Annotated in this window: 24 protein-coding genes; 17 read left to right on the top strand and 7 right to left on the bottom strand. The window is 35.0% G+C overall.

Going from position 1 to position 24,578, the window contains the following annotated elements; all coding sequences use genetic code 11:
• Window positions 1-7 precede the first annotated feature (7 nt).
• The 5 genes from LOK78_RS14750 to LOK78_RS14730 all read left to right on the top strand — a co-directional run bounded on the left by LOK78_RS14750 (window position 8) and on the right by LOK78_RS14730 (window position 4,828).
• The gene (locus tag LOK78_RS14750; protein WP_232635442.1) at window positions 8-904 is read left to right on the top strand and encodes an HlyD family secretion protein; all 897 of its coding nucleotides are present in this window, start codon (window positions 8-10) and stop codon (window positions 902-904) included.
• Window positions 904-1,806: an ABC transporter ATP-binding protein gene (locus LOK78_RS14745; protein WP_232635441.1), complete on the top strand. Its 903-nt coding sequence runs from the start codon at window positions 904-906 to the stop codon at window positions 1,804-1,806. The genes LOK78_RS14750 and LOK78_RS14745 overlap by 1 nt, the downstream gene beginning before the upstream one ends.
• Window positions 1,807-1,873: 67 nt before the next feature.
• On the top strand, window positions 1,874-2,602 hold the full coding sequence (locus tag LOK78_RS14740; RefSeq protein ID WP_232395079.1) for an ABC transporter ATP-binding protein: 729 nt from the start codon (window positions 1,874-1,876) through the stop codon (window positions 2,600-2,602).
• Window positions 2,599-3,705 (top strand): ABC transporter permease, encoded by a 1,107-nt coding sequence (locus LOK78_RS14735; RefSeq protein WP_232395078.1) that lies wholly within the window; start codon window positions 2,599-2,601, stop codon window positions 3,703-3,705. Before LOK78_RS14740 ends, LOK78_RS14735 begins: the two co-directional genes overlap by 4 nt.
• Window position 3,706: 1 nt before the next feature.
• On the top strand, window positions 3,707-4,828 hold the full coding sequence (locus LOK78_RS14730; RefSeq protein WP_232395077.1) for an ABC transporter permease: 1,122 nt from the start codon (window positions 3,707-3,709) through the stop codon (window positions 4,826-4,828).
• A gap of 430 nt (window positions 4,829-5,258) precedes the next feature.
• Here the strand turns inward: LOK78_RS14730 and LOK78_RS14725 are convergent, their stop codons facing one another.
• The 6 genes from LOK78_RS14725 to LOK78_RS14700 form a co-directional block, all read right to left on the bottom strand.
• Window positions 5,259-5,582 (bottom strand): DDE-type integrase/transposase/recombinase, encoded by a 324-nt coding sequence (locus tag LOK78_RS14725; protein WP_232395076.1) that lies wholly within the window; start codon window positions 5,580-5,582, stop codon window positions 5,259-5,261.
• A gap of 368 nt (window positions 5,583-5,950) precedes the next feature.
• Window positions 5,951-6,880, bottom strand: a complete 930-nt coding sequence (locus LOK78_RS14720; protein ID WP_232635440.1) for an alpha/beta hydrolase family protein — start codon at window positions 6,878-6,880, stop codon at window positions 5,951-5,953.
• Between the two features lie 66 nt (window positions 6,881-6,946).
• The gene (locus LOK78_RS14715; protein WP_232635439.1) at window positions 6,947-7,420 is read right to left on the bottom strand and encodes a GNAT family N-acetyltransferase; all 474 of its coding nucleotides are present in this window, start codon (window positions 7,418-7,420) and stop codon (window positions 6,947-6,949) included.
• Window positions 7,421-7,425: 5 nt separating this feature from the next.
• Window positions 7,426-8,163: a DUF3108 domain-containing protein gene (locus tag LOK78_RS14710; protein WP_232635438.1), complete on the bottom strand. Its 738-nt coding sequence runs from the start codon at window positions 8,161-8,163 to the stop codon at window positions 7,426-7,428.
• Window positions 8,164-8,283: 120 nt separating this feature from the next.
• A complete protein-coding gene (locus tag LOK78_RS14705) occupies window positions 8,284-9,111 on the bottom strand; it encodes an NmrA family NAD(P)-binding protein (RefSeq protein ID WP_232635437.1) in 828 nt (275 codons plus the stop codon).
• A gap of 89 nt (window positions 9,112-9,200) precedes the next feature.
• Window positions 9,201-10,055 carry a helix-turn-helix transcriptional regulator gene (locus LOK78_RS14700; RefSeq protein ID WP_232635436.1) on the bottom strand — a complete coding sequence of 285 codons (855 nt, stop codon included), beginning with the start codon at window positions 10,053-10,055 and terminating at the stop codon, window positions 9,201-9,203.
• Window positions 10,056-10,312: 257 nt separating this feature from the next.
• Here LOK78_RS14700 and LOK78_RS14695 point away from each other — a divergent pair, with 257 nt between their 5' ends.
• The 5 genes from LOK78_RS14695 (at window position 10,313) to LOK78_RS14675 (ending at window position 13,627) form a co-directional block, all read left to right on the top strand.
• Complete coding sequence (locus LOK78_RS14695) at window positions 10,313-10,858, top strand: carboxymuconolactone decarboxylase family protein (RefSeq protein ID WP_232635435.1); 546 nt, start codon at window positions 10,313-10,315, stop codon at window positions 10,856-10,858.
• 61 nt (window positions 10,859-10,919) lie between these two features.
• On the top strand, window positions 10,920-11,192 hold the full coding sequence (locus LOK78_RS14690) for a hypothetical protein (protein ID WP_232635434.1): 273 nt from the start codon (window positions 10,920-10,922) through the stop codon (window positions 11,190-11,192).
• Between the two features lie 27 nt (window positions 11,193-11,219).
• Window positions 11,220-11,630 carry an OsmC family protein gene (locus LOK78_RS14685; RefSeq protein ID WP_232635433.1) on the top strand — a complete coding sequence of 137 codons (411 nt, stop codon included), beginning with the start codon at window positions 11,220-11,222 and terminating at the stop codon, window positions 11,628-11,630.
• Between the two features lie 12 nt (window positions 11,631-11,642).
• Entirely contained in the window at window positions 11,643-12,680 is a 1,038-nt protein-coding gene (locus LOK78_RS14680; protein ID WP_232635432.1) for a DUF4405 domain-containing protein, read from the top strand.
• Window positions 12,681-12,742: 62 nt separating this feature from the next.
• On the top strand, window positions 12,743-13,627 hold the full coding sequence (locus LOK78_RS14675) for a helix-turn-helix domain-containing protein (RefSeq protein WP_232635431.1): 885 nt from the start codon (window positions 12,743-12,745) through the stop codon (window positions 13,625-13,627).
• A 19-nt stretch (window positions 13,628-13,646) separates the two neighbouring features.
• Here LOK78_RS14675 and LOK78_RS14670 read toward each other — a convergent pair whose 3' ends face one another.
• Entirely contained in the window at window positions 13,647-17,255 is a 3,609-nt protein-coding gene (locus tag LOK78_RS14670) for a BamA/TamA family outer membrane protein (RefSeq protein ID WP_232635430.1), read from the bottom strand.
• A gap of 400 nt (window positions 17,256-17,655) precedes the next feature.
• On the opposite strand from LOK78_RS14670, the gene LOK78_RS14665 reads away from it, so the two are divergent.
• The 7 genes from LOK78_RS14665 to LOK78_RS14635 all read left to right on the top strand — a co-directional run bounded on the left by LOK78_RS14665 (window position 17,656) and on the right by LOK78_RS14635 (window position 24,485).
• Complete coding sequence (locus LOK78_RS14665; RefSeq protein ID WP_232635429.1) at window positions 17,656-18,036, top strand: DUF6980 family protein; 381 nt, start codon at window positions 17,656-17,658, stop codon at window positions 18,034-18,036.
• Window positions 18,037-18,170: 134 nt separating this feature from the next.
• Window positions 18,171-19,055: a hypothetical protein gene (locus LOK78_RS14660; protein ID WP_232635428.1), complete on the top strand. Its 885-nt coding sequence runs from the start codon at window positions 18,171-18,173 to the stop codon at window positions 19,053-19,055.
• A 109-nt stretch (window positions 19,056-19,164) separates the two neighbouring features.
• Entirely contained in the window at window positions 19,165-19,896 is a 732-nt protein-coding gene (locus LOK78_RS14655; RefSeq protein WP_232635427.1) for a phytanoyl-CoA dioxygenase family protein, read from the top strand.
• A gap of 141 nt (window positions 19,897-20,037) precedes the next feature.
• Window positions 20,038-20,409, top strand: coding sequence for a DoxX family protein (locus LOK78_RS14650; protein WP_232635426.1), 372 nt, complete (start codon window positions 20,038-20,040; stop codon window positions 20,407-20,409).
• Between the two features lie 406 nt (window positions 20,410-20,815).
• Window positions 20,816-21,466: a hypothetical protein gene (locus LOK78_RS14645; protein WP_232635425.1), complete on the top strand. Its 651-nt coding sequence runs from the start codon at window positions 20,816-20,818 to the stop codon at window positions 21,464-21,466.
• A gap of 4 nt (window positions 21,467-21,470) precedes the next feature.
• On the top strand, window positions 21,471-21,830 hold the full coding sequence (locus LOK78_RS14640) for a VOC family protein (RefSeq protein ID WP_166961525.1): 360 nt from the start codon (window positions 21,471-21,473) through the stop codon (window positions 21,828-21,830).
• A 36-nt stretch (window positions 21,831-21,866) separates the two neighbouring features.
• Entirely contained in the window at window positions 21,867-24,485 is a 2,619-nt protein-coding gene (locus LOK78_RS14635; RefSeq protein ID WP_232635424.1) for a glycoside hydrolase family 3 C-terminal domain-containing protein, read from the top strand.
• Window positions 24,486-24,578: the final 93 nt, after the last annotated feature.

Below are 24,578 nucleotides of genomic sequence, written 5' to 3'. Positions count from 1 at the left end.
AAGAACGATGAAAACAACAAGAATAAAAATAATAACTGTAATAACTATAGCAGTTTTGCTAACCGCTTGTAACAGTAATGGTGATAAAGCAGATGGCTACGGTAATTTTGAAGCTACCGAAATAACCATTTCCGCAGAAAACACAGGAAAACTAATGGCTTTTACTATTGACGAAGGCACTGTTGTAGAGCACAATCAATTAATCGGTTATATAGACACCATTCCTTTGTATCTCAAAAAAGAACAGCTTTTGGTTCAAAAAGATGTCATTAATTCCAAATCCAAAGGTGTCTTGTCGCAAATTGACGTGTTACAGGCCAGACTGAAATCTGCCAATATCAACAAAACCAGAGTCGAGAACCTAATTAGAGACAATGCCGGGACTCAAAAACAGCTGGATGACGTGCAAGGTGAAATAGACATAATCAAAAACCAAATACGAAGCGTTGAAATCCAAAATGCACCTGTGGTAAATGAACTGAAAACACTTGATGTGCAGCTACAACAAGTAGAAAACCAAATTCAAAAAAGTAAAATCGTTAATCCAATAAACGGAACGGTGCTATCAAAATATGCCGAAGCCAACGAGATTGTAGCTTTTGGAAAACCACTCTATAAAATTGCCGATTTATCAACAATGGAACTGCGTGTTTACGTAAGTGAAACCCAATTGGCCAAGATAACGATAGGTGAAAGCGTTTCCGTCAAAATCGATGACCAAGAGGGAATGAAAACCTATGAGGGCACTATTAGTTGGATAGCTTCAGAAGCAGAGTTTACTCCTAAAATCATCCAGACTAAAGAAGAACGCGTTGCCCTAGTCTATGCAGTAAAGATTCAGGTAAAGAACGATGGTAGTTTAAAAATTGGAATGCCCGCCGAAATGTGGTTAAACAATAAATAATGAGCATTACCGTATCCAACATATCAAAATCCTATGGCAAGGTAACTGCCTTATCAGCTATTTCTTTTGATGTAAAGCCCGGTGAGCTTTTTGGGCTCATTGGGCCTGATGGTGCCGGTAAAACCACCTTATTTCGCATCCTAACCACCTTGTTGATAGCTGATAAAGGACAAGCTACCGTAGCAGGTTATGACGTGCTTAATAATTACAAGTCCATTAGAAACAGTGTTGGCTACATGCCTGGGCGATTCTCATTGTATCAAGATTTGACCGTAGAGGAAAACCTAAATTTTTTCGCCACCATCTTTGGAACAACCATTGAAGAAAACTACGATTTGGTAAAAGATATTTATGTACAAATAGAACCTTTTAAAAATCGTAGGGCAGGCAAATTGTCTGGTGGTATGAAGCAAAAACTGGCGTTGAGCTGTGCATTGATACACAAACCCAAAGTATTGTTCTTGGATGAACCTACAACCGGTGTGGACCCTGTATCCAGAAAAGAGTTTTGGGAAATGCTAAAGCGGTTGCAAGAAAAAGGCATCACCATTTTGGTGTCTACCCCTTATATGGATGAAGCGGCTCTATGCGACCGTATTGCGTTAATTCAAGATGGTAAAATTCTGGAAATTGATTCACCAAACGCTATAGTCAGTCATTTCCCTAAACCTTTATACAATATCAATGCTGATAATATGTACGGTCTTATTGCGAGTTTAACAAAGTATGAACATACCTACAGTATTTTTCCTTTTGGTGAGTTTGTACACTATACAGACAAGCGGGACTCTATGGATAAGGAAAGTTTAAAAGCCTATTTGGAATCACAAGGGCTTACGGATATTCACATAGAAGAAACCCAGCCTACCATAGAAGACACCTTTATGGAATTAGCCAAATAACTGTCCGTTCGAGCGCAGTCGAGAACCAAAAAATATTTTGATTATGCTCAAGGTGACAAAATAAATTATGAAAAACAAAAACGTCATAGAAGTTGAAAATTTATCCAAATTGTTTGGTGATTTTGCTGCGGTAAACAACATCAGTTTTCAGGTTAAGGCAGGTGAAATATTTGGTTTTTTAGGAGCTAATGGCGCTGGCAAAACGACAGCCATGAAAATGCTTATTGGAATTTCATCGCCTACATCGGGAAAGGCAACCGTTGCCGGTTTTGATGTGTATAAAGAAGCCGAGTCCATTAAAAAGAACATTGGCTACATGAGTCAAAAATTTGCTTTGTATGATGATTTGACCGTAAAAGAGAACATCACTTTTTTTGGTGGCATCTATGGACTATCTAAAAAGCAAATAGACCTAAATCGGTGCGAACTGGTGGAGGAATTAGGGCTTCAAGAAGTTACGAACAGTCTTGTGGCTTCATTACCCTTGGGATGGAAGCAAAAGTTGGCCTTTTCGGTTTCGCTTTTGCACGAACCCAAAATTGTCTTTTTGGATGAGCCCACAGGTGGCGTTGACCCCATTACCAGACGCCAGTTTTGGGAAATGATTTACAAAGCCGCCCACAACGGGACGACCATTTTTGTAACGACCCATTATATGGATGAAGCCGAATACTGCGACCGCGTTTCCATAATGGTCAATGGTAAAATTGAAGCGCTTGATACCCCAAAAAAACTAAAAGAGCATTATAAAACAGACACCATGAACGATGTGTTTTTAAAACTGGCCAGAGGATGAAACGATTTGTAGGCTTTGTACGAAAAGAGTTTTATCACATATTCCGTGATAAGCGTTCCCTGTTTATTTTGTTCGGAATGCCCATTGCCCAAATATTACTGTTTGGTTTTGCCATTACCAATGAAATCAACAATGTAAATATTGCCATTCTAGACCAAGCCAATGATGTTACCTCTAAAGAAATAATAAATAAAATAGCCTCTTCAAAACACTTTAGTATTGTAGATATTATTCAGCAAGAATCATCCATAGAATCCATATTCAAAAAAGGAAAAGTAAAAGCCGTAGTTCAATTTGAAAATAACTTTGGGAACAATCTCATTAAAGAAAAACAGGCCAATGTACAGGTACTTACCGATGCTACCGACCCTAATATGGCCAGTACCATCAGTAATTATATTTCGTCAATACTTAAAAAATATCAGCAGGAATTAAACAAAAACAGCACCATAGATTACCAAATTGTTCCGCAAAGTAGGATGGTATATAACGCCGAATTGAAGAGTGTTTATATGTTTGTTCCAGGCGTGATGACCGTTGTCTTGATGTTAGTATCCGCGATGATGACGTCCATTTCCATCACCCGGGAAAAAGAACAAGGCACTATGGAAATTTTATTGGTGTCGCCTTTAAAACCATTTCAGGTAATAATTGGTAAAGTGTTTCCGTACATTTTTCTATCCATTATCAATGCCCTAGTTATTGTGTTGTTGAGCATTTTCGTCTTTAATGTGCCTGTTAACGGTAGCCTGTTCTTATTAGGAGTTGAAAGCGTTCTGTTTATCATCACCTCATTGGCATTGGGTATTTTAATTTCAACCATATCGGCAACACAGCAAACGGCCATGATGATTTCCCTAATGGGTTTAATGCTGCCTACCATATTACTTTCAGGATTTATTTTTCCCATCAGCAGCATGCCCTTACCGCTTCAGGTTATCAGCAATATCATACCTGCAAAATGGTTTATCATTATTGTAAAAGGCATTATGCTAAAGGGTGTTGGCATTGGCTATATTTTTAAAGAAACCGCTATTCTTGTTCTAATGACTTTACTGTTCATAGGCATAAGTGTAAAGAAATATAAAATCAGGTTGGAGTAAGATGAACATTATACTGTATATCATACGAAAGGAGTTTAAGCAAATCTTTAGAAATAAAGGCATGCTGCCCATTATATTTATTTTACCAGTACTACAATTGGTCATTTTATCCAATGCGGCGACCTACGAAATAAAAAACATCCAATTTGGATATGTTGATGCTGATAATAGCAGCACCTCAAGAGGATTGATAACTCAATTTGAAGCCTCATCGTATTTCAATGTTTCTGAAAGATTTTCTTCAGAAAAAGAAGCTTCGCAAGCCATGCAAGAAGGCAAAATAGATGCCTACTTAAACATACCTATACATTTTGAAGGGGATTTACAAAATGACAAAACAAACGCCATAGGCGTATTTATTGATGCTATTGATGGTGCGGCTGCAGGTGTTATTAATGTTTACATAACCCAAATCATTCAGAGTTACAACAAGCACATTGCAACAGATTTGATACAGATTTCAGATACTGTACAAAAACCTAATAGCATTGACAGCATTCCTCTATTTTGGTACAACCAAACCTTGAACTACAAAACATTTATGGTACCCGGGATTTTGGTTTTGCTTGTTACCATGATTACGCTGTTTCTTTCGGGAATGAACATTGTGAGGGAAAAAGAAATAGGCACCTTGGAACAAATCAATGTAACGCCCATAAAAAAGCATCATTTTATTATAGGAAAATTGTTTCCTTTTTGGATCTTGGGAATGGGACTGCTAACCATAGGCTTACTACTTGCCAAAGTTATTTTTAATACACCCATGATTGGTAATTTAGGACTGCTATACGCATATACTTCTGTTTATATATTGGTTATTATGGGCATGGGTTTGTTTATTTCAAACTTCACGGATACTCAACAACAAGCCATGTTTATCGCCTGGTTTTTTATGGTCATATTTATATTGATGAGCGGACTATTTACACCTATAGAAAGTATGCCAAAATGGGCACAAATACTCACAGAATTTAATCCTATCAAATATTTTGTGGAAATCATACGAATGGTTATGCTCAAAGGATCTGGATTTTTAGATATTTTCCCCTTGGCCTTAAAAACATTAGCCTATGCTATAGCAATGAATGGTTTGGCCATTTGGAGTTACAAGAAAACAAATTGAAGCGGAAATAGAAAACGAATTAAGATGGTTCATCAATGCAAAAGCAAATAATTGTTTCATTTTAAAAAAATAAAAAACAGAACTGTCACGTTTGTGAAATTATGATTTGAAAACTCATAGTTAGGAAAACTTCATGCTGCGAAACTATAAAATGCCAGATATGTAGATAAACACTTGCTGTTCATCTGCCCCTTCTTTAGCATATACACACCATCCCTATTCCGACTATACTCCGTCTGACACTCTCAAAAGTCTCTGTAACCCTGTCCCACCCGTTATCTTATGAACCTATGGTCTTGTTTCTTAAATACTTGCACTTACGTATCCGTATCTTAACAAAAGAACGTCTTCTATAGACCTTAATGGCTCCTTTGTTAGAACTTCTTTAGTCAATATTCATTAGTTCTGGGCAACCATTGTTGTCTATGCCTTAATCAAAAAAGATTGGACGGACATTCGCTGTCTCCTCTTGGTCAATAGAAGTCAATCGTATCACCTCTTTATCTACAGCCCTGTACAAATACCTCCACTCACCTTTTACTTTGACGTATGTCTCATCCATCCTCCAGCGCTTACCTACATTATGCTTCCTCCTTCTGAATGAAGCCTCCAGTTGGGAGCTGAATTTATTGACCCCCCTATGAATAATGGTTGCATGGTCTACTTTCACTCCTCGTATGGTAATTAGTTCCTCAATCTCCCTATAGCTCAATCCAAACCTGAACTTGAAATAGATAGCTTGAATATCAACCAAAATTAATTAACTTTAATTTTTGTAAAGAACTATTGCTTTTGAGTCAATTTTATTTTTATAAATTGCAACAAAATCATTAATCAATACTAAGGTTAAATTTGCATACAAAAGTGCATACGATTTAAAATTTTAAAATTTTGTAACTCACTAAAAAACAGCTTTTTAATTTTTTAAAAGCGGAGTTCATAACCCAGAGGTCCCGAGTTCAAATCTCGGTCTCGCTACAAATTTTAAATAATTGTACATAAGCGGTTTAGCAAAGGCTAAACCGTTTTTTTATGCCCAATTATAAAGATGTTCTTACAATTGTCTAAATTTTTATCGATCTGCCTATTGTCATATTTAGATGGATTTTGAATTTGCTAATCTTAGTTTTTTATCCAATTAATAGCATTTTCAGACATTTTTTTATAGTCGTGGCCCACATTTTTTATTGTGTCTATTTCCCAATTAAATGTCCAATTATTTTTGTTCTTCAATTCCTTATTGGCATTAAAAAAAGTTGATCCCCGTTCCAACCTATGCCCTCCTTGCTCCATTGCCAGGTCGGTTGTTCTAAAAGTTCCTAAACTAGGGTCATTATCCAATTCTCCCAAAAGAATAACCAATCTTTTGTTGTAGGCTTTTTGCAAATCTGTTTCTGTATTTTTAACCCCATAAGGAAATTGAAGCTCCTCGTTTGGCAAACTGTAAAACCCAGAATTTGCAGCGACGGCAGTTCCAATTCTCGATTCAGGCATAAACATTACCATTCTGTGTACAAACTGTCCACCAGCTGAATGGCCAAAAATGTTATACTGCTCGTTGGTCATGTTATTAACTGTTTTAATGTAATCAAATATGTTTTCAACGACGGTATATGCCCACTCACTTTTTGGATTCTTAGCTCCAAAAAAGGTAAATAAATTCCCCTCCTGATAGTCGTTCGTTGTATATTTTGAAAACTTATTTTCGAATTCTGGGGCAACTACCAGTAAGTTGTTTTTATTGGCCAATTCAACCCAAGCATTTAGATAGTCATCGGCATTTCGCCCACCCCCATGCATCACAAAAACTATTTTGTCTTTGTCATTCCAACTTTCGGGTTTGTAAGTCCATACCTTGATTGATTTTCTCTCACTATCCTTATAAGCATAGATTACAAAAGAGTCTTTCCCAACATTAATTTTACTGGTTTGTGTGATTTGAGGTCCTTTTGGGAGGACATAGAGGTATATATATCCCCCAATTGAAAGAAATAAAAGAATGAAAAATGTATATAATATTACCTTTTTCAATACTCTAAAAAACTTGTTCATTTTTCGCTTTTTTGTTTATTCAGGTCTATTATAACTGACTTTTTTTGATCACCAAATTCGGCTTTTTCAAGAATTGAATGATTTTAATTGCATGTGTAACATTGGATAAGGTTTTCCAGAAGCATCCAAATCAGAGCGCCCAACCACTTCAAAACCAGAATGGATGTAAAACCCGACAGCTTGTTCGTTCTGCTCGTTTACATCAACCTTCCTTACATTCATCTGCTCAATCGAATAGGCTAGCAACGTTTTGCCAAGTCCTTTTCCTCTATAATTAGGGTGAATAAACAACATTTCCAAATTTTGTTCTGCAACACCAAGGAAGCCTGCTATTTTATTCTCAATTGTCCTAATACCCCTTAATTCCACCGCATCCAAATAGGTGTTTAAAATCAGTGGCTTAAAATATTCAATATCTTCTTCCTTCAGAAAATGATGGGTTGCCCTAACGGAAGCTTCCCAAACATTAACTACATCTTTAAATTCACTTTTCCCGATAGTATCTATTTCTCCCATAAAGTGGTCTATTTTGGGTCTCATATGTTTTATTCTATTAGTCTCATGATCATTTTTCGACCACCAAAGTCTATTTCTTGTTTGAGTAATTTTCTGGTTCGGGCATCAATATAATAAGTATTCCATGTATTATTGTCTGAAATATCATCCATAACCTCAATTTTCCAAACATCAATGGATACATCATTAAAAATCTCATTTGTCTTTTTGGTGTTTTTGATGGTTGCCGTAATAGCTCCTATTTTAGATTTTGGATTGTAATCAAAAATCGAAATAGTAGCCGAATAATTTTCTTTTAATGGTAGTAGCCGAATCAGTTGCGGATAAAAATTACTATCAAAAAATGGTTGATAGGTTTCTTCTAAAATTTCAGTTTTGAGACCTGTTTGTTTATCTAGGTAATAACCTGTTACATTTTTATCGAACTTCAGTACCATATCTCTTTGCTTATTGTAAGAAGCATGGTAAATTGGTTTAAAATTTTCTGAGGAAACCACAGTACTATCAACCCATTTATCAGAAGACTGATTCATTTTCACCTTGGTAATCAAATAGATAACAGCGTCTTTTTTTTGAATTTGAGTTTCTACTTCTCCTATTTTCACCTCGGAAGTATCAGTTAGCATCAACCAATCCATTATGTAAGTTTCCGTTCTCAATAGACGTTCATTTGCTGGATGGTTTAAAGGGTTTAATTGCTTTTCCTTGGCAAAAGTGGATAGGGTTGTATTTACAATGAATACAATTATATAAAGCATATATTTCATTTTATCGTTTTTAATAGTTTGAATTTTGGACTTACAAATTTGATCATTGATTCTAAATCATAAAATGGATATTATGCGCCTTAGAATGGATAATTTTCCATTTAGAGCAGTCCTATGTTTTTAATACGGTTGCCATACTCCTGTTTTAGAAGCTTCTTGGGCATATTGTAAAAATGTTTTGGGTTTTTTAGCCAATACTTTTTCTATGTCGTGGGTGATTATTTGATTTTCAGGATTGGTTAATACATGACTAAATAAATATTCAATCAACCAAACGAGATCGGTTGGTAATTGCATTTGTTTCATGCCATCTACATACTGTTCAAGAGTAATGTGGTGAAGGGTCAAATTTCTTTTACTCACCATTGAAATCGCTGTGACAATGTCCTTAAAAGTGAGTAACTCTGGACCTGTTACTTCAATAATTTCTCCGTTATAAGAATCGTCTATCAAAACAGTAGCAGCCACTTCAGCTATATCTTCTGCATCTACAAAAGGAATTAATACATCCGTCATGGGCAAAGCAATATCTCCTGAGAGTATGGGATCTAAAAAGAAACTTTCACTCCAGTTTTGGTTAAACCATGAAGCCCTTACAATGGTGTAATTTATTCTAGAATCCATGATGATTTTTTCACAGGCTTCGGCTTCCGTTTCACCTTTCCCTGATAAAAGGACAACCTTTTTCACACCAAGTTCTTTAGCTAAATACGTTAAACTTTCAATGGCTTCCTTTGCGCCAGGAACAGCCAAATCGGGATAATAGTTGATGTACAATCTTTCAATATTTTCTAAAGCCTTCACCCATGTATCTTTATCATCCCAATCGAATTTAGGAGTGGCATTTCTCGATCCCTTTCTTGGTTCAATTCCTTTCTTTTGTAATTGTTTGATAACTCGACTACCTGTTTTACCTGTAGCTCCGAGCACTAAAATGTTACTGTTCATAATTTGATTTTTTAATTATGAAGCAAAAGTCACACTTAAAGAAAGGAATAAGTTATCCCAAAAAGAATTTGATTTGTTTCAAAAGGAGTTTATTTAATTTGGCTTGGTCTGTAGCCATATTTTTTCTCAAAAGCATTAGAAAATGATCCTAAACTATCATACCCCACTTGCCAAGCTGCTTCTTGAACAGTGGCATTTTCACTGCTAATTAATTCATGGGCGGTTTTCAAACGTTCATTTTGCAAATATTTGAAAACGGGTGTCCCAAATAATTCTTTGAAGTTTTTTTTAAGATTATAGGTATTTAAACCTATTTGGACAGACAACTCGGAAAGCGTGGGCGGATTATCCAAATTATTAACTAATATATCTTTAGCCAAAAACAATTTTTCTCTTTCTGTGGCATTTATCTTTTCTGTTTGCCCAGAAGCTAATTGTCCAAAAAAATGTGACAATAAGGTCGTCATTTGACTACGAAAAAACATCATTTTTGTTTTCCCAACGTATTTCATATTAAACACGGAATCAACAATATGATCCATTTCGGGGGTCATTAAAAATTTAGGTCCCTCAACGTAATGGTCTGAAGGATTTACTAGTTCATTTAATAAGCTTGAAAAAATCTCACCTTCATCATTGGGTAATCTATCTAAGTTTCTAATAGAAGTAGCAATTAAAAGGCAGCGCAAAGGCTTTTCTGGAGATACCGTATGTACAAATTCAACATTATCATCAGCATAGAAAGACAGTGCCAAACCTTTAGTTTGTTGAAATTGTTTTTCCTTGTTTTTATAGTTAACAGAAAGGTCCACATTTCCAGAACCGTAAAAAGCCACAGCAATTACAGGCTCATCAAATCGGCAAGCATCTATAGTCACACCTTCAGAAAAAGCCTCTTCTACCAAAATGGTAAAATCGTTAATATCGATAAAATCTCGAGTCATGAACTCATAAAATTAAACAATAATCATGGCAAGTACATCATTTGAATTGAATATTTGTGAGTTTATAATTCCTTTTAAAATAAATCTTCCTACTTCAGCAATAAAAAGCTACGGCATCGTCTAACTACTTTCGAGCAAGTATTTTAATAGTAGGGAAAATTGTCCATCAACAGACGAAATTCATCCATTTTATAACAACCATGCAATACCCAATTTTGTACTGTCAATAATGACAAATAATTTAAAACCTTAATAAAATGGAAAATGTAACCGTTTCAGAATTCAAAGTTCCTTCAAGAGATGAAGTAGCTTCTAGTAATCAAGAAATTTTTGACAATTTAAACAAAGCCTTGGGTTTTGTGCCGAATCTCTATGCTACCATGGCCTATTCGGATAACGGTCTTGGAAGGTATTTGAACTTTCAAAATGCAAAAACATCATTCTCTAACAAAGAAAAAGAAGCTATCAACCTAATTGTAAGTGAAGTAAATGGCTGTGTTTATTGTTTGAGCGCGCACACGGTAATTGGGAAAATGAATGGTTTCACTGACGATCAATTGTTAGATATTAGACGTGGTAAAAGTGATAATGCCAAGTTGGATTCTTTGGTAAAACTTACCGCCGACATTACCAAAAGCAAGGGAAATGCGGCCGATGAGAACCTAAATAACTTCTTTGAACAAGGTTATACAAATGAAAATTTAGTTGACTTAATTCTTCAGGTAAGTGATAAAACTGCCATGAACTATTTACACAACCTGACAAAAGTTCCCGTAGATTTTCCTGTAGCCGAAAGTATTTAAAAAACCAAGGGAAGCCTGCTTTTTCAGACTTCCCTTTTTAAACTTTTAAAAATAAACTCAAATGAATTCATTTAAAATTATCATCTCCCTTTTTAATAAATCCCCTCAAGTGAGGGAAGGTAAAACAACTGAAGATTTTTGTCCTAACTGTTGGGGAAGGCAAGAATACGGAGGCACAATTTACAAGCCTTTAAAAACTGAAAGTTTAGAAAATAAAACACATAAAAAAGGATGGATTCGAGCCTATATTGAGCAAAACGTGAAGCTCTTACAGCTGGAACCCAAAGAGAAAAAACAGGTTTGTAATGTATGTTTTGAAAGCTGTAATAATTAGTCGAAAAAAATCTATAAAACAATAAGAATGGCAACAGAAATAAATATAAAAAATATACCCACTGGGTATCAATCAATCATTTCAAATGGAAAACACACCATTGTAGGTGACGAGCCTTTGAAAGTAAAAGGTACCGATCTAGGAATGACTCCAACAGAACTAGTATTGGCAGGAATCTCTATGTGTAAAGTCGCAACCATAAGAAACGTGGCTAGAAGACATAGAATAGAAATAGAAGACGTTGATGCCCAATTATCTCAAATCGCGAGAAAAAATGCAGACGGAAGTTTTACCACAGAAGTAAACTCTGCCATTAAAATATCTGGCAATATTACAGAAGAGCAAAAATCGATGCTTATTCAAGAGGCCGACAATTGCTATGTTACCCGCTTGATAAAAGGTGAATGGACGATTCATGATTCCACGGATTTAAAATAGAAAAAGCAAACTATGGATAGAAGACTTTTAGGAAACATATTAATTGTTAAACTACTGGTATTATTTGGTTCAGGTTTATTAATGTATTTCAAACCCTTTAATAAAGTAGTAGCATCGGTACATACAGCTTTCGGGTTATTGTTTATTCTTGCTATGGTTTTTCATATTATAAATAATAAAAAACCATTGTATAATTACCTTTCAGGAAAAAGAAAATCAAGCCTACAAAAGCTTCAAAGCCCTTTAATTGCAGGTATAACAATGGTTGTTGTAACTGCCTTATGTTTAAATTTACCTATCTTTAATGAAGTGTATAATTTCGGCAACGAACTAAGAAACAAGCAATTGGGGAAATCTGAAAACCAATTTGATTATCAAATTATAACTCTAAATAACGAGCAAAAAGGCTTGCATTTTGAAATAGAATTAAAAAAAGGAAATGCTTTTCAATATCCTTTATTTGCCATTTGGTTAGAAGATAGTTTAGGCAATTATTTAGAGACTCTATACATTTCCAGAGTTATTGCTTCCAGTTCTTATGATTACGGAACTAAAGTAGACGGAGCGTGGAAATCTGCTGTAAAACGTCGCCCAGAAGCATTACCCTACTGGTCTCATAAAAGAGGGATACAAGCTGCGGATGGATTATATGTACCGCTCAATAACTCACAAGACATTGATGCCGTCTCGGGTGCTACACCCACTGGTAATTTCATAATTAAATCAAATAGTAAGTTAAACAAATTAAATAACTACAAGGTCATGTTAGAAGTAAACCAATCTTACGACTGGAACACTTATTATTCTGAAGACAGGTTTCCAGATGATGAAATTTATTCAGGAACCGGACAAGTAGGACAGCCATCTTTAATATATGCTACCTCTATTAGTCCCAAGGTTCTTGAGAATAAGTCCTACAGTTTCATGAATTTAGTAGGTCATGGCCATCATTCTGGTAAAAATGGAACATTATTTACAGATTTGTCTAAAATTACGACAGCTAAAGAAATAGCAGACAGAATTATTTTGAGCATTAATCAAACCCCTTAAATCAATTCTTAGATATACTATGGTAAAGTATAGGCGTTTTATCACATTTAAATATTTAACCTATGGAAGAAAATAACAGTTTTACACTTATAAATCCGCAAACAGGTAATCTAGCATTTAAGCTTCAGTTTTTTGAAAATGAAAACCCATTTGATACTATCCAACGTTTAAATCACTATTCCATTATATGGATAAAAGATGGAACAGGACATGTGCATGCCGATTTTTTAAACTATACCATAACATCAGACACCTTATATTCCTTTTCCCTTTACCAACCTTATCAATTTAACTCAGAAACCAATTTAAGTGGTGTGGCACTTTATTTTCATCCTGACTTTTTTTGTATTCATAAACATCACAAAGAAGTGGCATGTAATGGCGTTTTATTTAACAACATTTACAATTCACCGTCCATAAAAATAGACAGTAAAACAGAGTTAAATTTTAACATGCTTATCGAACAGCTAAAACTAGAAATGCACAATCCTGCATTAGCGCAATATGAGTTGTTGGTTTCGTATTTAAAAATCTTGTTAATTACTGCTTCACGATTAAAAACAGAACAGCAAGAGGCAGAAGAAAGTGAAACCAGTAAAAATGATGAGCCATTCATTTTACAAAACTTAAAAAACTTCATAGAAACGCATTATAAGACTAAACACACCGCTAGCGACTATGCAAACATGTTAGCTATAAGCCCAAAAGCACTCACCAAATTAACCAAAACCCATTTCAATAAAACCTTAACTGAATTGATTGCTGAACGAATTGTCATTGAAGCCAAAAGAGAGCTTTATTTAACAAACAAAACCATCAAAGAAATTGCCTATGAATTAGGTTATAACGATGAATATTATTTCAGCAGATTCTTTAAAAAGCAAACAGATATATCACCTCAACTATTCAGGGAAACAATTGGTTTTGATTTGGGCCAATCTGCTTAGTACATTTACTCCATGCTATCTAAAAAGTAAATCCTAAAGAAAATGTAAATCTGTTACCATCTGCTCCGTGATACAGTCCCAAATTACCCGATAGAGCATTAAAGCCATTAATAAAAATAGAGCCTCCATAGTTGTTATGCCACACCTGAGACTGGTCATCTTCGACCCAAATCCGACCATAATCAAAACCTGCAGTAACCCCCATTCTTATTGGAATAAAATTGGTTCTAAACTTGGCTATTCCCACTCTTAAATCTGTACTTTGGTAGAAGGCTGTCTTTCCATTAAAACGTTCGTTTCGATACCCTCTAAGGCTAAAATTTCCACCTAAGGTCGCACCGTGATAAAACTCATAATTATCACCAAATACCATCTGGCTGCCTATTTTCGTTGCTAACACGGCTATGCCACTTTCATGAATGGGATAGTCAATGGATAGCGAAGGTTTTAAATACAGGAATTCATTATTAAATTCATCTATATTGGTTTTGTAACCCGTAGCCAAGTCAAACTGAAAACCCCGTCTTACAAAGGCTAATTGATTGCCCTTGTTTTTATATTGGAAAGATATTTCACCTCCAGCATACATTTGACTTTCAAATACATCGTTTTCTGGGTTGAAAAATTCTCCTGTGGCTTCCTGGGCATTGTAATCTACCTTATGAGATTCAACTATCGGTTTTATAGTAAACTTCATACCGTGCTCGTTTCTATAAATGAGGGAAGGTGCTACATACCATTGGGCAATCCCAATTCGATTGTATTGTTTGTCTACGGCATTATCATCATACGCACTTTCATTTCCATAGCCAAAAAAGTTCATGGCATAATTGGGACTGGTAAATCCGGCTTCAATACCAAAATTCCAATTGTGGAACACATGTGCAAATTCTCCAGAATATGTGAACTCATATCCCGAGGTTGCTGAAAAATAGGCAGCTCCAAAAGTATGCTGTGATTTAAAAGGATTGTTTGCTAGTCCATAGGTTGTAAAAGTATCTGAAAATCCTACCTTAAAGCCAGCATCTGGATCCCACCCTATGGCAGGAAAAACCGTATTGGTTGTATACTTCTTCTTTTCAGAATTGTAATTGTTAATATCATAATCGTCTACCAACCATTTTTTACTATGTCCTATGATGGTATTCTTTTTACTTTTATAATCATAAAGTTTCGCCTTACGATTGTTTTCAAAATTATATGTGTCATTATTTTCTCCTCCCATCAGTTTCAGCTTGATTAAATGATCCCCTTCTCCTACTATTTGAAACTCGTCTTTACCATCCAAACCATATAGCCATATTTCTTTGGTAAGGCCTTTGTCATAGGTATGCTCAAAAACCAATTTATCATCACTTTCAATTGAAACCTTTGTTTTACCTTCTGGCAGCCGCGTAATTAAAAACATATCATCATCCTCTGTTCCCGTAATGATTTGAACCCGATTCAAATACTCATAATATGCACGTGCCGGCTCAGCCAATTCATCTCGACGCTTTTTTAAAGCTATTTTAATGTCCTCTGTGTATTGGTCCTGAACCGCATTGGGCAAAACCTTAAAAGAATCTTCAATAACCTGATCGCTTAATCTATTTTGGATCAATTCTACCTGTTTGTTCCAATCCTCCCATGAGAGATTCTTTATAAAAGCCTGATCTAATGAATACCCATCAAAATTGAGCCATTTTATGTTTTTATATCCTTTTTCAAAATCTTGCATTTTTCTGAAGTCAACAATCACCAACTTGAGCAATTTAAGTAGCAGGCCGTCATATCTTGGAAAAGCTTGATCACGATCACGACGTATGGGCCTATATAACTTGATATCATTTTCTTGTTCAAACTCTGAAAAACGCCATTGGTCAGAATGTCGGTCCCAATCGCCAATTAACATATCCACCAATCGGGCTTTTATCCATTCAGATTCCATAATCTGATATTCTTTGGATTCGCTCATATCCTTCAGCAAGTCTGAAGTCGATACGATATCATCGGGAGCTCCAAATTTGGGATTATCTTTATTCTCATCACCTGCATGGGTTTCCATCATGTAAAGCTTATCACCATAATCTTCATTAAAAATGTTCAGGTTTTTTTGTTTAGGCAAGTAATAAATTTCAGGTTCAGCATTATAAATGTTGAGAGTGTCTAGCATAGGGTTAAGTGCAAAAGGGGCATACGGATGGGCGGTGGTATAAAAATCCTGAACCAGTCTTTCGGCCACCGTATTATCCATATAATCTTCTACATAATGATCTGTCACCACCGATTGAATAAACCGCACCGCGCTTTTACGAAGCTCTCTTAAGGTATATTCATGATCCTCTTCATCTTTAATGCGAACTGAACGGGATTGATTTCCACCTCCTTCTGAAATAGCTACTGGATTACCCGGTAATTTACTTAAATCCAATACAGGGACTTCCACTTCTTTACTGTAAACCTCTCGATAATGGGTGCCCCAAAAGAAATTGTAAAGCAAACTTTTAGAGGTCTCCTCTGAAGTGTAAATCGATGCTTTTTTGGTTGCTGGCCAGTCACTAATATCGTGGAAGGACACCTCATCCATGGTAGTTTGTTGTCTTCTTATGATGTTACTGAATACCTTTTGAGTGGTCCCTTTTTCAACCGAATAAAATGCTACCTCTGAGCTGTTATCGTTATAAACAGTCAGTTTGGCAAAGCCATGATCATGAGAAGCAAATTGTCCATCTTCCTCATCAGCTTTAGCCTTTCTTGTTTTTTTCCCTCCTGTACCACTAATAATTTGTGGAATACCGTCATCTGAAAGATATTGAAGATTTTCATCACTGGCTGAAACAAAAATCACATCTGGAAACATACTGGCCATGGTTTCTAAAGCACCTCGTAGTTTTTTACGCTGCTGACTGTAATAATCTTCCTTTTTGACACCTCCAATTTTTTCAAGGAATCCGCGTCTGGTATTACTCAATATTGGATGATGGATGGCTACAATAACCGTTTTGTTTTGTTCATCCTTTAGGTCGTCTTTAAATTTTGAAAAAAATTGCTCTCTGGTTTTAATATCACATTTATTGTTGATGTACAATTGTTCATCCCAATCTTCCAAAAACCACTGGGAATCAATCATAAGAAGTTCCACATTATCGGTATCCAAATCTTCTATTTCTCTCACACAACCATCATTTGGCCAAAATTCAGCTTTGCTATTATCTTGAATAAAAGACTCCATATCATCTATATTCTCATGGCCATTCTTGTTCCATTCATTTTTCCCAGGGGTATAAATGACGCGTCCATTAAAATTTTGCATGGGTTCCATCAAGGTTTTCTGTAAGAGCTCTTCCGCTCTTTTCCGGGCTTTCTTTTTAGGAGGGAATCCATTTTTACCCGTTATATTACCTATAGCCACAAAGGTAGCTTTGTCATCAGCTTGAGACATCTGGGAAATGGCAGAAAGAACTTCTTGAGTATAATGAGATTCATCTACCCCTGTATTCCCAGTGAAATAGAAAACTTGAGAAATTTTCCTAACTCCTTCCTGTGCATGGGAATGTGTAAAACTGAAGATAAGGATGAGACAAAATGGGAAATAAATTTTATGAGTATTTAAAAGACTTTGCAAAAACGTAAAAATATTTACCATAGACATGCTTTAATTTAATGCTCAGGGGGAGCTTGTTAACAGGAAATTTCAACAAAAAAAAAGAGATATGCATAAATTTTAACTATCTATAACATTTTTAAGACCTAAAAACAGATGCAATAGGGAGTGAAACCAATTAATCAATTACTTTTTTATTTTAAACAGAAAACAGATACTGTCTCCAAACAGAATTCAACAAGCCCCTTTTATAAACCAAAAATCCTACTTTGAAATTTTAAATAGTTTTGGTTTCTTCGTTTTACTGACCGACAATAATAATTTAGCCGATTCCATGTTTTCAAATTCCATTTACTTGTAGGTATTTCTTTATATTTGGGTACACCTATCAGAGAATAAACACAGCCGTGGGATTATATTGTTTTTACTTGCAAGCTAAAAAATGACATTCGAAGATTTTAAAATATTGCATCAAAAATTCACTTCTGACTTAAATGCGAATGTGAAATGGAATGACCCTAATTATATTAGATATATCGAAGAGATTAACGATAATATAGAATTTCAAGAATGGACTTTAGAGGAAAAATTCCGCAAAAATAAATTTGATTCGGAATCCATATGTTGCTTAAAAATGGCAGACCAAATATTCGAAAGTTTAGACAAAAAAGGAAATATAAAATATGGAGATGTCGATGTTGTGATTAATAAATGGACCGATGGAACTTACGGAATTCCTATTCACGATGGAGGAACTTCTATAATTGAAATTAACTTTTGTCCTTGGTGTGGACAGAATTTAACCGACAAAGAAGCCAACTGATGAAACGGTATATTTAGTGCAGAAACCGAAAGTAAGATATATAACCAGCTTGATTTCTCTTCGGATAATCTTGCGGATGATTCCATACCGAAATCATTAGAGACAAACCATTAGCAACAATAATGAAAAACCAAATGCAGAAAATTAAAACATTTACATTATTAATCTCGATTGCGACAATCGTTTCTTGCCAATTTAACCAATCAGTAGAAAAAGATTTGACTACAGGAGCTTATTCCAGAGGTGATGGAATTGGAGTTGATGATATTATTATAGAAATTAACGGAGAAACTGACAATAGAAATGAATTTGTGTTTGGAGAAAAAGTTAACCTTATATTTAATAATGTTACTGGACTAACTTATTCTGATGGGAAAACCTATCCAGAATTATCAATGTACATTGTAAAAAATGAGAAAGACACTGTTTTATCTAATCCAAACCTATTAAAAAGCTTGAAGAACAGGACCGAACTTTCGCCACTCCAATTACAAGCAAATTTCATAACTGCTTTACCAAATTACGATAATGAAAAATACAAAGTCTATGTAGAAATTACCGATAAAAAAGGAAATGGAGCATTTAGTTATGAACTGCCATTTACAGTTAAGAAAAACGACCTATTAGATATCAAAAGCAACGGTATAGAATATTCTACAATTTATCTATGGAATGAAACTTTAAAACAACCTGTTTTTGACAATGAAGTAAGCTCGGAACATCTATTTATCTTAATTCTTAATGAAATAGAAGGTTTGGAACTAACTAATGACAAGGTATTTCCTATTTTCTCAATTGACTTAAAAGACAACAATGGTAATGAAATACTTTCCAACCCTAACCTATTAAGTGCCTACGAAGAAGAAGGAGTGAATTTTAAGGACGTGAAAAGTCAAGTTACAGCTAAACTTACTTTTGCAAAAGGTCAAATTAACAACCCTTGCAAATTGACTGCAAAACTAAAAGATAAAAATTCAGAAAAAGAGGTTAATATTTCAACTATATTGAATATAAATTAAAGTTACTACCAATAACTGTAAGTAATTAAGCGTTCTTGACTACTTATTACAAGCCAACGGGTTTTGAATCAAAAAACCGGATACATACCGTTTTTGTACTTGCTAAAAAATGAACTACGAAAAGAATAAAATAGAACTAGAAGAAAATGGATTTTCCGTTTTAGATAACTTGTATTCCGACCATGAGATATACGGAATTTTAGCTTGTATCGAAAATGCAGAACAAGACGGGAATTCGTTTATGAAAACAAAGGATTTATTTGCGATTAGGCAATTAATCAAAAATATACCTGAATTGAGTGACTTGCTATTTAACGAAAAGCTGATTGAATTAATTTCTGACCTTTCTGAATCTGAATATTTTCTGACCAAAGCAATCTATTTTGACAAACCAAGCAAATCGAATTGGTTTGTTGCTTATCATCAAGATTTGAGCATTTCGGTTGACCAAAAAATGGAATTGGAAAATTATACAAATTGGACTTTTAAAAAAGGACAATACGGTGTTCAACCACCAATTGAGGTTTTGGAAGACACCATAACAATCCGAATTCATTTAGACAAAACAAATAGAAATAATGGCGCTTTAAAGGTAATCCCTAAATCTCACCTAAATGGAATTATTCGTGCTGAATCAAAAGATTGGAATTTAGACAAAGAGTATGTTTGTGAGGTGGAAAAAGGTGGAGCCATGTTAATGAAACCTTTGACTTTACACGCTTCAAATAGAACCACAAACGGCATGAAAAGACGAGTAATACATTTAGAATTTAATAAACATAATCTGACTGAACCGCTTGCTTGGTTAGAACGCTATGGAATAAAAAAAACAAGTAAATAAGATTGTATCATACTAATTTTCTTAACCACTCCATTAGCTTTGGTAATTAGTTTGGACTAAATCTGAATCTATCAGGAATACAAAGATCTTTACCAAAACCAAATATGAATCTCAAAAGAGAAATAAATAAATTTTAAAATAATGAAAAGAAACTTTAATGATTTAGCACTGTTAATTTTAAGAGTTGGATTTGGGGGCTTTATGCTAACCCATGGAATACCGAAAATGGGTATGTTATCAAATCCCTCCGATTTTGGTGATCCAATGGGGGTTGGCTCAACAATATCTTTAATTTTAGCGCTTATTGGAGAAGTAGTTGCCCCTATTTTGTTGATTATAGGATTCAAAACGAAATGGGCTGCAATTCCTGCTGCAATTACCATGGCAGTTGCTGCATTTGTTGTACATGCCAAAGACGATCTAGCAACCAAAGAACATGCTTTATTGTTTTTAATTGCTTTTGTTGTGATATTTCTAACAGGAGCTGGAAAATATTCATTTGACAAAGGCTAATGAGGTTTGTTCCTTCCAAACTCTAAATTGGGATGAACAAAGATTTGGTATATAAATGACAGTGAAAATATAACCTGATGCTAACATTGCCTGTTAGTAATGTTTATATTCAAAAAATACTTTTGGTATTAACCTTAAGTAATGAAGGGAATGAACATTGCTTGGTGAAAATGGAATCATGTTCGTACTTGTTACTGGTGTCTTTGGAATTTATTTTTGGTGGAAAGCCATCAACGAAAAAATGTAAAGTGAGAAACAATTTTACCAAAGTTAGGTTCCTGATTTCTGCTTTTACTACGGAAAATCCTCACAATTTTCATATCTTCGGTTTGCTGCGAAATTCTTAACAGATTTTGCTTGCTTGAAGAACTTCATCGACCTTGAAAAGTCACTTTTAAAATACACTATGAATAAATTCTTGTTAATTTTTGTTCTACTACCTTTTACAATGCTATTTAGTCAGACATTGAGGTTTGATATGATGGTTACATATGCTATTGACTACAAAAACTCAAATTATGAGTATAGCACCTACGGAATATCCACAAATGATAATTATCTAATGAATATTCACAATAATCATGACGGAAGTCAAGATGCAAGTGTTTATGATTTTAAATCTATGAAAATACATCACTATAAAGTAGCCCATAATACATCCAATAAAGCAGATAATATTGATAATTTTGATTTTGTCTACTCTTTTACAAACTCATTTAGCGACTATTTCCCCAAACAATCCTATGATAACAATATTCATTTTGATTTTAAAAAAGTTGCCACTGAGGAAGATAAAGAAACCGTTGATTTGATTTTCTATAAAAACAAAGCCAAAACTAGGTCAAAAAGCAAGTTGGAGTTACAAATATTAAATTCAGAACTTAATTTATTTCCCCTATTTCGCTTTACCTGTTTACATCCTATGGAGTGTATTCAAGACCTTAATTATGACAAATCAGGGTTAGTCCTCTCTGCCATATCAGAAAATGAAACAGAAAAATATACTTTAAAATCCTTTAAGGAGACAAGTTTAGAAATAGTATTACCAAAACAATAAAGACATGCTTGGTTTAAGAACAACAATTTATAAAGTAGGTGACATTCAAAAAGCAACCGAATGGTATACCAAAGCTTTTGAAACTCCCCCCTACTTCAATGAACCCTATTATGTTGGTTTCAATATTGGTGGCTACGAATTGGGACTTCAACCCGAAGAAAACCCCACCACAGATAAAATTGAGAGCGTTGTTTCCTATTGGGGAGTTGACAAAATTGAGGAAGTTTATGATCGCCTCATTCAAATAGGAGCCACAGCACATGAAAAACCATATAATGTGGGAGGTGAATTAATGACGGCTACAGTGAAAGACCCTTTCGGAAATATCATTGGGCTTATTTATAATCCGTATTTTAAAATTTAGAAGATCAAGAACCTCAGACTGAAAATCACTCACTAAATGAAATCTTTTTACTCTCTTCTTATCGTTTGCATTTTTGGCCTTCCTATTAATGCCCAAAATAGCAGTGTCGATTTTTCCTATTTAGACCAAAATCTGTCTTTTGAAAAACGGGTGGATATTTTGGTAAACCAAATGACCAACGAAGAAAAAATTAGTCAATTAGTGAATGAAGCTGACGCTATTCCTAGATTAAAAGTACCCGCATATAATTGGTGGAACGAATGTTTACACGGGGTTGCCAGAGCTGGTTATGCCACGGTATTTCCTCAATCTATTTCTGTAGCAGCTTCGTTTAATAAGTCACTTTTAAAAGAAATTGGCGATGTGATATCTGATGAAGCCAGAGCCAAACATCACGAATTTGTTAGAAACAATAAACGAGGAATCTATACGGGTTTGGATTTTTGGTCACCCAATATCAACATATTTCGTGATCCTCGTTGGGGACGCGGACATGAAACCTATGGAGAGGATCCTTTTTTAACAGGAGAGTTAGCTTCTCAGTTTATTCTAGGACTTCAAGGTGAAGATTCTAAATATTTAAAAACAATCGCTACTTCAAAGCATTTTGCGGTTCACTCGGGGCCGGAAGCATTAAGACATTCTTTTGATGTGGATGTAAGTGACAGAGATTTATACGAAACCTATCTACCGGCTTTCAGAAAAACAGTTATTGATGCTAAGGTATACTCCATCATGGGGGCTTACAACCGATTTAGAGGTGAATCGTGTAGCGGCAGTGATTTCTTATTAAACAAGATATTAAGAGACGATTGGGGCTTTGATGGTTATGTTGTCTCCGATTGTGGTGCTATTCGAGATATTCATACAGGCCACCATATTGCAAAAACCGAAGCGGAAGCTGCCTCCATTGGACTAAAAGGAGGTTGTGACCTAAACTGCGGAAGTTACTATAACTATTTAACAGAAGCTTTAGAGGAAGGTTTAGTAAGTGAAGAAGACATCAATATTGCAGTAAAGCGCACTTTGCTAGCGCGATTTAAACTGGGGATGTTTGATAGTGAAAATGACGTTGAATTTTCAAAAATCCCATATAGCATTGTTTGTTCCTATGCGAACAACAGTTTAGCTAAAAAAGCGGCACTGGAAAGTATTATCCTTTTAAAAAACAGCGATAATTTATTGCCGTTAGACAAAAATAAACTTAACAAAATTGCCATTATTGGTCCCAACGCAGACAATTGGGAATCGCTTTTAGGTAACTACCACGGTACTCCTAAAAATCCGGTTACCTTTTTAACAGGATTAAAAAATAAAGTGGAGCCTGTTATTGAAATATCATATACTGAAGGCTGTCACCTTTCTGAAGAAAAATTAAACTTGAAGCCCATTCCTTCTGTGTTTTTTGAAACTCTTGACGGTAAACAAGGTTTAGAGGCTTCATATTTTAATAATGTCAAATGGGATGGCTCACCTGTTTTACAACGTATAGATGATAATATTGATTTTTCATGGCAAAACGATCCGATCTCTGTTGAATTAGACGATAACTTCTCGGTACTTTGGAAAGGTTACTTGGTGCCACAAACATCAGGTTCTTATGAACTAGCAATTTTATCAAAACGAGGAATGTCCTTAAAAATTGAAGGGCAAGAAATAACTAATGGTAAAGGTTCTGCGCATCATCCTAAATACGCTACAAGTATTTTAAATTTAGAAGTAGGAAAGAAATATGAAATTGAGGTTAGATATTTTAGTGATGAAACCAATGCTTTGGCACAAATGCTTTGGGCTAGAACAGATACGAATAAAATTCAAGAAGCTGTTGAAATAGCGAATAATGCGGACCTTTCTGTTGTCGTATTAGGATTATCACAGCGCCTAGAAGGCGAAGGGGGTGATAAAAAAGACTTAGATTTACCACTACAACAAACCGAACTGCTTAAAACCATAAAAGCCACTGGTAAGCCTGTGATTTTAGTTATTAATGCGGGAAGCGCACTGGCTATTAATTGGGCAAAGGAACACGTAGATGCCATTATTAACGTGGGATATCCTGGTGAAGAAGGCGGAAATGCCTTAGCCGATGTCATTTTTGGAGATTACAACCCTGCTGGAAGATTACCCATTACCTATTATAATTCACTGGACGATTTACCGCCTTTTGAAAATTACAACATGAAAGGGAGAACCTATCGTTATTTTGAAGGCGAGCCGCTTTATCCTTTCGGATATGGGTTAAGTTATACGACGTTTAAATATTCTGACTTAATATTTCCAAAGCAAATCAAAGCTGGAGAAAACCTTGACGTATCTGTTACCGTTACAAACTCAGGAAACCGCTCTGGTGATGAAGTCATTCAAGTATATTTAACCGACGAGAAAGCATCAACTCCAAGACCAATTAGACAGCTAGTAGCATTCGACCGTATCCACCTAAAACCAAACGAATCTAAATCCATTAGTTTTACAATAACTCCACGACAGCTTTCATTAATAAATAAACAAACAAAACGAGTTATTGAGTCTGGTGATTTCACCCTTTTTGTTGGTGGTGAACAACCAGGTTTTAAAGGAACAAACCACGCAACCTCTACCGAAGTAATTTCTGGAATGTTTAAAGTTAAAGGCACATTAGAAATAGAAGGACTTTAGAAAATGACCTATTGAAAAACCAAAAGAAAACCATAAGGTCTTTCCCTTTTTATTATCTTTATACTAATAATTTCAAAAGCTCCTTCTTGGATT

Origin of the sequence: Mangrovimonas futianensis (genome assembly GCF_021245805.1) — a bacterium.
Classification (GTDB): Bacteria; Bacteroidota; Bacteroidia; order Flavobacteriales; family Flavobacteriaceae; genus Mangrovimonas; species Mangrovimonas futianensis.
Note: the sequence above shows the minus strand (reverse complement) of the source record. Positions and strands in the feature narration are given on the sequence as shown.

Bases quoted from the DNA above. Each gene is read 5' to 3' on its own strand.
- LOK78_RS14650 (WP_232635426.1), top strand. From the start codon at position 20,038: ATGAAAAGAAACTTTAATGATTTAGCACTGTTAATTTTAAGAGTTGGA.
- LOK78_RS14735 (WP_232395078.1), top strand. From the start codon at position 2,599: ATGAAACGATTTGTAGGCTTTGTACGAAAAGAGTTTTATCACATATTC.
- LOK78_RS14680 (WP_232635432.1), top strand. From the start codon at position 11,643: ATGGATAGAAGACTTTTAGGAAACATATTAATTGTTAAACTACTGGTA.
- LOK78_RS14685 (WP_232635433.1), top strand. From the start codon at position 11,220: ATGGCAACAGAAATAAATATAAAAAATATACCCACTGGGTATCAATCA.
- LOK78_RS14690 (WP_232635434.1), top strand. From the start codon at position 10,920: ATGAATTCATTTAAAATTATCATCTCCCTTTTTAATAAATCCCCTCAA.
- LOK78_RS14700 (WP_232635436.1), bottom strand. From the start codon at position 10,055: ATGACTCGAGATTTTATCGATATTAACGATTTTACCATTTTGGTAGAA.
- LOK78_RS14675 (WP_232635431.1), top strand. From the start codon at position 12,743: ATGGAAGAAAATAACAGTTTTACACTTATAAATCCGCAAACAGGTAAT.
- LOK78_RS14720 (WP_232635440.1), bottom strand. From the start codon at position 6,880: ATGAACAAGTTTTTTAGAGTATTGAAAAAGGTAATATTATATACATTT.
- LOK78_RS14645 (WP_232635425.1), top strand. From the start codon at position 20,816: ATGAATAAATTCTTGTTAATTTTTGTTCTACTACCTTTTACAATGCTA.
- LOK78_RS14670 (WP_232635430.1), bottom strand. From the start codon at position 17,255: ATGGTAAATATTTTTACGTTTTTGCAAAGTCTTTTAAATACTCATAAA.
- LOK78_RS14655 (WP_232635427.1), top strand. From the start codon at position 19,165: ATGAACTACGAAAAGAATAAAATAGAACTAGAAGAAAATGGATTTTCC.
- LOK78_RS14635 (WP_232635424.1), top strand. From the start codon at position 21,867: ATGAAATCTTTTTACTCTCTTCTTATCGTTTGCATTTTTGGCCTTCCT.
- LOK78_RS14640 (WP_166961525.1), top strand. From the start codon at position 21,471: ATGCTTGGTTTAAGAACAACAATTTATAAAGTAGGTGACATTCAAAAA.
- LOK78_RS14660 (WP_232635428.1), top strand. From the start codon at position 18,171: ATGCAGAAAATTAAAACATTTACATTATTAATCTCGATTGCGACAATC.
- LOK78_RS14730 (WP_232395077.1), top strand. From the start codon at position 3,707: ATGAACATTATACTGTATATCATACGAAAGGAGTTTAAGCAAATCTTT.
- LOK78_RS14745 (WP_232635441.1), top strand. From the start codon at position 904: ATGAGCATTACCGTATCCAACATATCAAAATCCTATGGCAAGGTAACT.
- LOK78_RS14695 (WP_232635435.1), top strand. From the start codon at position 10,313: ATGGAAAATGTAACCGTTTCAGAATTCAAAGTTCCTTCAAGAGATGAA.
- LOK78_RS14705 (WP_232635437.1), bottom strand. From the start codon at position 9,111: ATGAACAGTAACATTTTAGTGCTCGGAGCTACAGGTAAAACAGGTAGT.
- LOK78_RS14710 (WP_232635438.1), bottom strand. From the start codon at position 8,163: ATGAAATATATGCTTTATATAATTGTATTCATTGTAAATACAACCCTA.
- LOK78_RS14750 (WP_232635442.1), top strand. From the start codon at position 8: ATGAAAACAACAAGAATAAAAATAATAACTGTAATAACTATAGCAGTT.
- LOK78_RS14715 (WP_232635439.1), bottom strand. From the start codon at position 7,420: ATGAGACCCAAAATAGACCACTTTATGGGAGAAATAGATACTATCGGG.
- LOK78_RS14665 (WP_232635429.1), top strand. From the start codon at position 17,656: ATGACATTCGAAGATTTTAAAATATTGCATCAAAAATTCACTTCTGAC.
- LOK78_RS14740 (WP_232395079.1), top strand. From the start codon at position 1,874: ATGAAAAACAAAAACGTCATAGAAGTTGAAAATTTATCCAAATTGTTT.